This window comes from Photobacterium sp. BZF1, from assembly GCF_014349205.1.
In the GTDB taxonomy this organism is placed as follows: domain Bacteria; phylum Pseudomonadota; class Gammaproteobacteria; order Enterobacterales; family Vibrionaceae; genus Photobacterium.
The window spans coordinates 1-10,702 of sequence record NZ_JACSOF010000191.1 but is presented as its reverse complement, the minus strand read 5'-3'; the positions used below and the strand labels follow the sequence as shown (position 1 = coordinate 10,702).

Here is a 10,702-nt window from a genome sequence, read left to right as displayed (position 1 = left end):
CAAGTTCGTTTCTTGGTGGTTTAATTAGCTGCATATTTTTGATTTTAATCTCTCCGATATTGGCGAAGTTTGCTCTCAAGTTCAGCGCCCCTGAATTCTTTATGCTGGCCATGTTTGGTTTGTGCATTATCTCCTCGATATCCGGTAAATCTTTGCTGATAGGATTACTCAGCGGTGGGCTAGGTATTTTACTTGCCACGATAGGTATCGACGACATTACGGGCAATATGCGCTTTACCTTTGACTATATGAACCTTTACAGCGGCATTAATTTTATCCCTGTAATGATTGGTCTATTTGCGATGAGCCAGGCATTGATTGGGGTAGAAGACATACTGAAAAAGCCAAAGTCAACGGGCAAGATCACCCATGTTATTCCACGACGCTCTGACTGGGGTGTCATTATTAAAAACAGTATTCCTTTCGGTTCATTAGGCGCGTTTATTGGCTCTATCCCAGGCGTCGGTGCAGACATCGCTTCGTTTATTTCCTATGGTCAAGCGAAGAGTATTTCTAAGCATCCTGAAAAGTTTGGTACTGGTGTCCCTGAAGCAATATCTGCACCAGAAGCAGCCAATAATGGGGTAACGGGTGGGGCATTGATCCCTATGCTGACCTTAGGTGTTCCTGGGGATGCCGTAGCCGCCATTATGATTGGCGCGTTAACAGTACAAGGCTTACAACCTGGTCCACTGTTATTTGCGAATGATGCACCGACTGTGTATGCGATATTTATTGGCTTGCTTATCGCTAACGTTTGTATGCTAGTGCTTGGCTTGAACAGTGTACGTATTTTTACCAAAGTGCTGTCTGTACCTAAGGCTGCGCTCGTACCGATTATTTTCTTACTTTGTTTTGTTGGCTCTTATGCTTTAGCCAACAACATGTTTGATGTTGTTGTTATGCTGTTCTTCGGATTTCTTGGTTATTTTTTCCAGAAGCTGGAAATATCATCGTCACCCGTTATTCTTGGGTTAATCCTTGGACCTATGGCAGAGAGCAACTTCCGTCGAGCACTACTTATGTCGCGAGGTGATGCAAGTACATTCTTATCGACAGGAATATGTTGGGTTTTCTTTATTCTTATTTTGGTTTCCTTGTTCTCACCATTAATAAAGAAAAAGTTTGCATCTAAAGGTCAGCATACTCATGGAGAGCAATATTAATTTTTATCGTTATATAGAAATTAAAGCCTAGTTAATTATCTAGGACCATTACCAATCACATAGTCAATGTTTAGGTGGTTTAGCTTCATGGCAAGCTAAACCGCGGGGTTTTGTTGTTCTCATCAAACGCTATTTTAAGTTTTAAGCAAGGTTAGGTTATGAAGATTATTGATGTTAAACCACATGCTATTTCCGTACCTTTAGATACGCCTTTTTATTTTTCTCAAGGGTGGGTACACAATCGAAGTGCAATGATAATTGAAGTCATCACTGATGAAGGGGTTACTGGTTATGGTGAAGCGCTTTGCCATGGCTTACAGAGTCCTCAAATTGCAGCTTCAATTGTAGAGCACACCTTTAAACCATTATTACTTGGCCGCAGTCCTTTTGACGTCGAAGTTCTTTGGGAGGAAATGTACAACACGACAAGACCTTTCGGCCAAGCTGGTGCAGCAGTTAATGCAATTAGTGGTGTTGATATCGCGTTGTGGGATGTTATCGGTAAGAGTCTGAAAAAACCTATTCATCAGCTTATCGGTGGGGCGTTTAGAAAAGAAGTGACGCCTTACGCAACTGGTTTTTATCGAGTTGCTGATGGCCATTACCCTAATGACTCTGTCGATGAAGCTTTCCGATATATCGAAGCGGGTTTTACTGCATTTAAATTAAAGATTGGTTTCGGTGTTGATGAAGACATTAAGCTAATTCGTTCAATACGAGAAGCGGTGGGAAATAATGTTCGAATTATGGCTGATGCTAATGGTGCATATAATGCCTCAACAGCCCGCCGCATCATTCAAGAGACAGAAGAGTTCAAATTGTTCTTCTTGGAAGAGCTACTCGCGCCAGAAGATATTGGTGGATATCAAGAGATAAAAACGATGTCTAAAACACCTATCGCGGCAGGTGAACAGATCTTCGGGAAAATGGGCTATCGCCCGTGGCTGGAAAGTCGTGCTCTAGATATTATCCAACCAGATTTGTGCTCCTCAGGTGGTTTTACCGAGTGCAAGAAAATAGCTGCTATGGCACAAGCTAACCATATCAATATGATCCCACACGTTTGGGGATCGGGGATTGGTATTGCAGCCTCATTGCAATTTATCGCATCAATACCGAGTTCACCTCTTTCGCTTAATCCAGAGCAGCCCATGTTGGAATTTGATCAATCTTCACACCCGTTCCGCAAGGATCTTATTTTTGATGGTATCCAAATGGAGAACGGGAAAGTGCAAATTTCGACTAAGCCGGGTATTGGTGTCGATGTAAATCCGGATGTTATCTATCAATACAAGGTTAATTAAATGAATAATAACAGAACGATAGATTGGATAATTTTAGACTGGGGGACCACTAATTTTCGTGCTTTTGCCATGAGTGAAGACGGTGAGTTGGTGGATAGAGTTGAACATAAGCTTGGCTTACTGCAAGTGCAAGATGGTAACTTCGCTGGCCAACTTGAGGTGGTATTAAGTGATTGGTTGGGAGAGTTTGAACATCTACCTATTTATATGGCGGGGATGGTTGGTTCTGCCCAAGGGTGGGTGAATGTTCCTTATGTTAGTACTCCAGTTAAATTAGAAAATTTAGCAACAAATACGCATCAATTTACTCTGCCATGGGGCGCTGAAGCGACAATTATTCCCGGAATAAGCCATTGTGATGAAAGTGGTAGTTACGATGTGATGCGTGGCGAGGAAGTACAGTTATTCGGCTTGCTTGAAATTACCGGCAAATCAACCATTGAGGCTGCTTTTCCAGGAACGCACTGTAAACACTTACAACTCAACGATAATAAGCTGTCTTCCTTTAAAACCTATATGACGGGTGAGCTATTTTCCGCTCTATCCGACCACACCATTTTAGGGCGAGGCCTTCCAGAGCAATATCCATCTAAGGCTGCGTTTGAGCGCGGGATATTGGAAAGTGAGGCAGGGAACTTTACTAACCAGATATTCAAGGCTCGTACCCACCGACTATTTGGCCTATTAGATGATTCAGAGGTACACGAGTACCTGTCAGGGTTGCTGATCGGTAATGAGATAAGAGAACTGAATACACAGCATATCTACCTTATCGGTAGCAAAGCGCTATGTATGCGATATGAAAGAACCTGCCAATTACTTAACAAAACCTGTGAGCACATTAGTGGCGACGAGAGTTTTCTTGCCGGAATGCTGAAAATTAAAGAGGCGATGAATAATGACTATGCGTAGTTTTGATCTTGCAGCTGAGCTTCCCTTGGTTGCAATACTCCGCGGGCTTGAACCAAGTAACTGTGTCCGTATTACTCAGATCTTGATTGAAGAAGGCTTCACCATGATCGAAGTCCCGCTGAACTCTCCAGATGCGCTTACTAGCATTGAGGTTTTGGTTAAACATTTCGGTAGTGATTATTTGATTGGTGCAGGCACAGTGACATCGCTCGATAAAGCTCGGGCAGTGATAGAAACCGGAGCAAATTTGATAGTGACACCAAACTTCAACCAAGAGGTGGTCGAGTTATCTGTGGCTGCTAACTGCGTTACTTTCCCAGGTGTAGCGACACCAACGGAAGCCTTTGCGGCAATTGCTGCTGGTGCGACTGGCCTTAAATTGTTCCCTATTCAAAGTTTGGGGCTGGTTGGTTTTAAGGCGTTAAAGTCAGTGCTACCTAAAGAGACGATTTGCCTACCAGTCGGAGGCATAGGCCCGACTGAAGAAAGCATGAAACCTTACCTGGATGCGGGTGCTAATGGATTCGGTTTGGGCGCCGCGTTATATATGCCTGGCTTAACCGACGATGAAATTAGAGTCAACGCAAAGCAATTTAAACAAGCTTTCGAATCAGCGAAGGGCTAATTGAGCGAGCCAAAATACGGAGATAAAATGATGGCAAAATACTTAATCACTGGTGCCAGTACTGGGATTGGCGCGGAGACCGCCCGAAAACTAGCGAAAGGCAATGAGTTGTTTTTGGTTTACAACCGCTCAAAAGGTAAAGCCGAGGACTTAGCGGTAGAGCTAGAGAACCGAGGAGCCAAAGTACACCTATTTCAGGCAAACCTAACCACTGAAGCTGCGTGCATTAAGCTGTTTGAAGAGGTAGGTGAAGTGACTGATACTCTTGATGCGGTAGTTAACAATGCGGGTGGTATGGTCCAGAGGCAGGGTGTCGATGAGCTTTCCTGGGATACAATGTTAGATGTGTTCAACCTGAACACATTCTCACTGTTCAAAGTGACATCACTATCTGTTCCGTTTCTTAAAAACAGCGATAAAGCCTGTATTGTCAATGTAACATCTATTGTTGTTCGTCATGGTGGGCCAACCGCTACGCTGTATGGGGCCGCTAAAGGTGCCGTTGACACCTTTACTCGTGGTGCTTGTAGGGAGTTGGCTCCTCATATAAGAGTAAACTCTGTCTCCCCCGGAGTTATAGAAACGCCTTTCCACGATAAGGTGTCGACTGATGAACAGATGAAAACATGGGCCGAGAACAACCCGCTGCAGCGTAACGGAAAAGCGAGCAATATCGCTGATGCGATTCACTTCTGTATCGAAAATGACTTCATCAATGGAGAAAGCATCGATATAAATGGCGGGCTGTTTGTTCGTTAACAGAGTCAATAATCTATAAAAACGCCGTCATCATGACGGCGTTTTTTATAGGCACTTGCAGTGCTTTATAACCAAACTTCCGATAGAGGTGTGTCCGGAGAAAAGTGGTAGGCAATCTGTGCTTGCAGCAACTCCGCAGTTGCCAGTGCATCCGTCATGGCGTGGTGGGGGGGATAATCCGGTAACCCATAGCGTTGTCGACAACGTGCAAGTCGGACTGAGCCAGGACGTTTTCCTTTTAGGCGGTTGATAAACCCGCCAAAATGACGTTGTTGAATGGCCATCTCAATCGCCATTGTATCAACAACCGGAAAATGTATGCCTTCTTCCAAGCGGCTGAGCAGTGCTTGATTCATGAACTCACGTTCAATTTTCTGGTAATGAACAACAACGATTTTGCCTGCGAGCGCTTTTAGTACACGTTCGAGGATCTTCAGCAAATCAGGGGCGTTTTCTACTTCGGAGTCAGTAATACCATGGATAATGACTGACTCTTCATTAAGTGGACGGTGGGGGTTCACCGTCCATTGGGCGGATTCACGGCAACGGATTCGTTGCAGGGTGAAAGGAACGAGCCCAATACTGATGATTTCATCTTTTTTAGGGTCAAGCCCTGTTGTTTCGAAGTCCAGTGCTACGAAAGGCACCTCACTAAGCGGTGTATCGCCACTTACCATAGGCGCGGAATAGAAGCTTTTTAACCTCTCATCACTGGCTTTGTCGTGCAGCGTTTGGAAAAACGTTGGCCAATCTGGAGTACTGCGCGTATTCAACAGTTGGCGATGCTGTTTGGGTTTATTAACTGTCATACTGCTTATTAACGACGGTTACCTTGGTAGCGGAATTTAATAAAGTTTTGCGCGTTGCTCAGGATTTGGAATGCCGCTTTGAGGTTACGGCGCTCGAAGTCTGACATATTTTCTGGTTCGATACTGTTATCCGCTTCAATTCCTGCTTCTATATCTAATGCCTGGTGGCGAATACGAACCATGTAAATCAATTCCATGGCGTCACGTAAGTCTTGGCCTCGGCCTTTGGGTAAGATCCCTGCTTCAATCACATCATCAAGACGCTCAAAGGAGTTTTGCGAGCGGGACCCTATTGCCAAAGCGTGTACACGAATCAAGTCAGCCAGCGGGGCTGTACCACGACGTTTCAGGTTGATTGAGTTGTTATGCCTGCCATCTTTTTCCATCACGAAATCTTTGAAGAACCCAAGCGGCGGCGTGCGGCTGATAGCATTGCGGGCAAGGCAAGCCAAGAAGCGGTTGTTTTTACGGGCCCGGCGAACTACAAAGCTGTTGAGTTGTTCGGCCCATTTCTCACGGCCACAGACTCCAGACAAATCAAAGAAGATTGAGCTGTTGAGCAGAGCTTGTGGCTTTGGATTGTCGATCCACTCGGCGAAGCACTCTTCCCACTGTGAACGGGTTTTACGCCACTCGGGGTTAGTCGCCATAATATCACCGGTACAATAACTGTAACCACAAGCCGCTAGCCCGTCACAGATAAACTTGGCGAATTTCTCGAAGTATTCACCGTGAAGTTTTTCGTCGTAGCTATCATCGAGGATCAAGGCGTTGTCCTGATCAGTAACAATGAGCTGTTCATCTCGGGCCATTGACCCCATTGCCATGAGGCAGAATGGAATAGGGGCCGGACCTAATTCCTCTAGGGCTAACTCTGCAAGGCGTTGCTTGAAACTACGTCCTATCACCGAAAGGGCACTACCAATCATATGGGCATTGGCGTCTTCGTTGACCATTCGAACGAAGCAATGTTTGACCTCTTCAGAGACAACCTGAAGTTCTTCAACAGACTGTTGCTGGAAAATGGTGCTTACCAACAACAAGCTGTTTTGGGACTCGTAACGGACGATGTCGGTCAAACCGATGATGCCAATTGGATTTTTGTTTCTTAGCACCGGGAGGTGATGAACATTGTACCTAAGCATCGTCAGCATCGCTTCGAAGACATAGGCGTTGTAATCGAGCGAGATAAGCTCGGTACTCATTACCTCTGAGACAGGCGTAGAGGTATCTAGCCCTTTGGCTATCACGCGAGAGCAAAGATCGCGATCGGTAATAATACCCACTAGTGGGTCATAATCGTCATCGTCACTGTCTTCATTGGGTTCAACGATAAGCATTGCCGAAATATTTTCTTCCGCCATGGTTATGGCAGCGGTTTGAATACTTTCATCTCGGCTAATGGTGACAGGGTCACGAGAAAGCAGGGTGCGGACTTTCGATGTCGTCAGGTCGTTTTCCTCTGCTTGGGTCGAAACGACATTTCGAAGCCTTGCGCTATCTTCCAACTCGACAAAATCGGCAAAAGTATCGTACTCATCGCAAAGCTTATTAAAGATATCTTCAGGAATGCAGTAGACCAGGGTATCTTCGATGGCACGGGCAGGCATCCTAACCTTGTTGTTCATCAATAGTCCCATTTGCCCGAACAGATCACCTTCATCGATCCTATTGTACAGTTCGCCCTTACGGCGGTAGATTTCGACGGCACCACTTCGGATGAGGTAGAGATCATGAATTTCATCGCCAAAATTGAGGATCATTGAGTCAGCACGGTAATAGGCAACTTCAATATTGAGGGCGATTTCTTTTAACGACTCTTCCGGGAGTACCTTAAAAGGGAGGTATTGGCTGATAAAGTTGAGAATTTCCAGCTGTTCGGCTTCCATGGTTTGACCCGTATTGCTTATGGAGAATGGATACTAGTATACCTAACCCGTCTAATATTGCTCGTGATGATATTGCCAACCAGCGCAAAACACACAAATTTATCAATAAGCTAGGTGGGATATTTTCAATTGAAAGCAATCTGTTGCCCAGAATGCAATGCTCTGATTTCTAGGGGCGGGGAAATACAGCCCATTCTTTGTGTATCGTAGCAGTTCAAAGCTTGCAGAACGTTTGTCTTGGCGGCATAATCCGACCGCTTTAGATTATGTACACAATTCAATAAATGTTCCTCCACAAGAAAAATCCTATTAAAACGTACCATAACCTTAGCCTCTGGTTACTCTTCATCTTTGCTTGCTCAATCACAGGCTGTGGTGACGATCCAAAGACCTCAACAATGTCAACGCCAGCTGTTAAGCCAAGGGTTGATATAACCTCAATGGATGTTTCACCGCTAAAAGTAGATAACAGCGAAGCGACCAAATTGGATATGAGCGGCGAAAGGCAAGAAAGCCAGCAAGAAATACAGCAGTCAAAGAATACACTGAGCACCACCAAGGCAGTGCTTATCGGTGCTGCAGTAGCAACAGCGGTGAAGGTATCGCGAGACAACAAAGCGCAAGCGCCAACAAGGACCAAGCCTGAGGTGCCACCCACAAAAATTAGGGCATCGTCAAAGAACAGGATGCCATCATCAAGTCAAAAGAAGTCGAATAAGGAAAAGGTTAAGCGAGCAAATAGCAAAAGAAGCAGTTCATCAAGGAAAAGCTCATCTAGAAAAAGTTCATCGAGAAGACGCTGACCAACTAATCAGACCAGCTTAATCGATTATCTTGACATACTGGAGATGACTTTCAGCAACTTAAAAGGAATTAAAATGCGTACAACACTTGGAATTGTTTCGTTAACCACTGCATTGGTCTTCTCAGCAAATGGCTATGCCGCTGAACAGATATTTGTGCAGGCATCGAAAGGAAGCTTTAATGATGCTGCAATCCAGCGCCTGTTTGCCGAGCAACCAGGTTTGGAGGCGGCAGTCAGTTTTGCCGGGACGCCACTTAATACTTTCGAGCAGGCCGCCAGCAGCGAGGCATTGGCATTTAGTGCTGTGGAGAACAGCACGATAGATGGCAAGTTGGTACAAGCGACAGTTAAAGCATTCCAGCAATATCAGCTAGTGGATGTAAAAGCTTTTATCACTACGCCGATTGAGATGTGCGTATTACAGCCTAAATCGGATGCGGAAAAGGGTGTAAAAATTAATACCATTGCTTCTCATCCTGCGGCCTTGAAGCAAATCGATAGCTGGAAGCACAGCTTTAAGCCAGCGGAGTTGGAAATTCCTGAAGGGACTGCCGCTGCAGCACGTATGGTCTCTGCTGGGGAACTGCCATCAGGTACTGCCGCTATTGGCGCTTGTGTTCTCAATACGGTGTACCCGAACCTTGCTATCGTTGAGCAAGGGGTACAGGATAACAAAAACAACAAGACCTCCTTTATGTTGATGGATGTTGAACCGCGTAGTGCAAGCATTTCAGAGCCGCAGGCAAGGGCTGAGTTGGCAGCAGCGATTGAGTTAGGCAAAAAACTGGCAACAAGGTAGTTAGCCTAACCTGCGAAAGGGAATGGCTTATCTTGTATTAAGTCGGTATGGTTATCTGCTGAAAAGGAGTACAGGATAAGCCAATGAACATCCATATTAAATATTGCACTTATGATCAGCATGCACCCGAGATGCTAGACATTTTTAATGATGCCATTTTGAACACCACGGCATTGTATGAGTACGAACCCCGTACTATGGAAACGATGGATCATTGGTTTGCATCAAAAATAGCGGGTGAATACCCCGTAATAGGTGCCTTTGATGATAATGGCACCCTAATGGGATTTGCTTCTCTGGGCCAATTTAGGCCCCAAGCCGCATTTCGATTTACTGCAGAGCACAGCATCTACATAGCCGATGGCTTCAGGGGCAAAGGGATTGCTGTCGAGTTAATGAAAACACTGATTATTCTGGCCTCTCGATTGGGATACCGATCGTTGGTTGGTGCAGTCGATCTTGAAAATATGGCTAGCTTGCGTCTTCATCAGAAGTTTGGTTTCGAGGAAGCTGGGGTAATTAAGGCGGCAGGGTTCAAATTTGACCGCTGGCTGGACTTGGCATTTTATCAGCTGAGTATTGATGAGATGGCAGGGTAATTTCGCTTGCCGGCATTGCTATTAATGTCAGTATGATGTCAGAAGCGACCAAAAAGTGATCATACGATACATTTAGAGCACTAAATTACTGTATTTTAGTACAGTTATCTCTACTCGTTACAGTATACTGGTTATTTATCCAGTTAACGAGACAACGGCAGTTACACACTAAGATTACAATTAAGAATGAAGGCAAATGATGCCTGAAATTTTGGATGTGAAACTGTCTTGTATATGTGATTACAGTGGCTAATTTCAACACACATCTTGGAACAGCCGCATTAACGAGTAGTTTAGCGGCTACGGCCCTTTTATCGGCAGGGCATATTGTACCTATCACCGCATTATGGTTAATGCTACTTGGTACGATTGGTGGTTTATTGCCGGACATTGACTCAGATAATTCGACGTCGATGACGACGTTATTCCGGCTATTTGGCGGATTAATTACCTTTAGCTTTGTCGGGCATATCTATCAACTGGTGTCGATGCTTGAGCTGGTTGTTTATAGTACATTCTGTTATTTGACGATCCGGTATAATTTCAAATCTCTGCTAGAAAAAATTACAGTCCATCGGGGCTGTTGCCACTCTCTTGCCTTTATTGCGGCTTCGGGGCTACTCACAGTTTGGCTAGTATATTTATTGGGCTACAGTGATGTGACAGCTTGGCTATCCGGTGTGTTTCTCTTTTTTGGCGGGGTTGTCCATTTGCTACTTGATGAAGCTTACAGCGTTGATTTGGCTAACCGCAGGTTGAAGCTCTCTTTTGGCTCTGCATTGAAGGTATTTTCACCGAGAAACCCCTTTATAAGTGCTTTCCAGTGTCTGTTGATAGCAATTTTATATCTGCATGGCCCATCGATAGATAATACGTGGAAGCAGGTTAGTAATTGGAGTGAGTTTCGTTTTAAGCCTGAGTGGCTAAATCGTGATGAGGTGATGCATTTCTTTGATGCAGTGATCAGTTCAACGAAAGAGGCGATGAGTCAGAGTTCGAAAGAAGGTTAAAGAAAAAGCGGTGTCATGACACCGC

At 44.9% G+C, this 10,702-nt stretch carries 11 protein-coding genes; 9 read left to right on the top strand and 2 right to left on the bottom strand.

What is annotated here, in order from left to right; genetic code table 11:
* The 5 genes from BIZ37_RS27275 to BIZ37_RS27255 all read left to right on the top strand — a co-directional run.
* On the top strand, nt 1-1,166 hold a 1,166-nt coding region (locus BIZ37_RS27275; RefSeq protein ID WP_187464207.1), incomplete at its 5' end, for a tripartite tricarboxylate transporter permease.
* A 158-nt stretch (nt 1,167-1,324) separates the two neighbouring features.
* Nucleotides 1,325-2,470 (top strand): mandelate racemase/muconate lactonizing enzyme family protein, encoded by a 1,146-nt coding sequence (locus BIZ37_RS27270; protein ID WP_187464206.1) that lies wholly within the window; start codon nt 1,325-1,327, stop codon nt 2,468-2,470.
* Nucleotides 2,471-3,382, top strand: a complete 912-nt coding sequence (locus tag BIZ37_RS27265; RefSeq protein ID WP_187464205.1) for a 2-dehydro-3-deoxygalactonokinase — start codon at nt 2,471-2,473, stop codon at nt 3,380-3,382.
* On the top strand, nt 3,369-4,007 hold the full coding sequence (locus tag BIZ37_RS27260; protein ID WP_187464204.1) for a 2-dehydro-3-deoxy-6-phosphogalactonate aldolase: 639 nt from the start codon (nt 3,369-3,371) through the stop codon (nt 4,005-4,007). The genes BIZ37_RS27265 and BIZ37_RS27260 overlap by 14 nt, the downstream gene beginning before the upstream one ends.
* 27 nt (nt 4,008-4,034) lie before the next feature.
* Nucleotides 4,035-4,766, top strand: coding sequence for an SDR family NAD(P)-dependent oxidoreductase (locus BIZ37_RS27255; protein WP_187464203.1), 732 nt, complete (start codon nt 4,035-4,037; stop codon nt 4,764-4,766).
* Nucleotides 4,767-4,831: 65 nt separating this feature from the next.
* Here BIZ37_RS27255 and BIZ37_RS27250 read toward each other — a convergent pair whose 3' ends face one another.
* A complete protein-coding gene (locus BIZ37_RS27250; protein ID WP_187464202.1) occupies nt 4,832-5,575 on the bottom strand; it encodes a 3'-5' exonuclease in 744 nt (247 codons plus the stop codon).
* 8 nt (nt 5,576-5,583) lie between these two features.
* Complete coding sequence (locus BIZ37_RS27245; protein WP_187464201.1) at nt 5,584-7,464, bottom strand: DUF294 nucleotidyltransferase-like domain-containing protein; 1,881 nt, start codon at nt 7,462-7,464, stop codon at nt 5,584-5,586.
* A gap of 398 nt (nt 7,465-7,862) precedes the next feature.
* On the opposite strand from BIZ37_RS27245, the gene BIZ37_RS27240 reads away from it, so the two are divergent.
* The 4 genes from BIZ37_RS27240 to BIZ37_RS27225 all read left to right on the top strand — a co-directional run bounded on the left by BIZ37_RS27240 (nt 7,863) and on the right by BIZ37_RS27225 (nt 10,677).
* A complete protein-coding gene (locus BIZ37_RS27240) occupies nt 7,863-8,267 on the top strand; it encodes a hypothetical protein (RefSeq protein ID WP_187464200.1) in 405 nt (134 codons plus the stop codon).
* Between the two features lie 75 nt (nt 8,268-8,342).
* On the top strand, nt 8,343-9,068 hold the full coding sequence (locus BIZ37_RS27235) for a prephenate dehydratase domain-containing protein (RefSeq protein ID WP_187464199.1): 726 nt from the start codon (nt 8,343-8,345) through the stop codon (nt 9,066-9,068).
* Between the two features lie 83 nt (nt 9,069-9,151).
* Complete coding sequence (locus tag BIZ37_RS27230) at nt 9,152-9,667, top strand: GNAT family N-acetyltransferase (protein WP_222939857.1); 516 nt, start codon at nt 9,152-9,154, stop codon at nt 9,665-9,667.
* 245 nt (nt 9,668-9,912) lie between these two features.
* Nucleotides 9,913-10,677, top strand: coding sequence for a metal-dependent hydrolase (locus tag BIZ37_RS27225; protein ID WP_187464198.1), 765 nt, complete (start codon nt 9,913-9,915; stop codon nt 10,675-10,677).
* Nucleotides 10,678-10,702 lie beyond the last annotated feature (25 nt).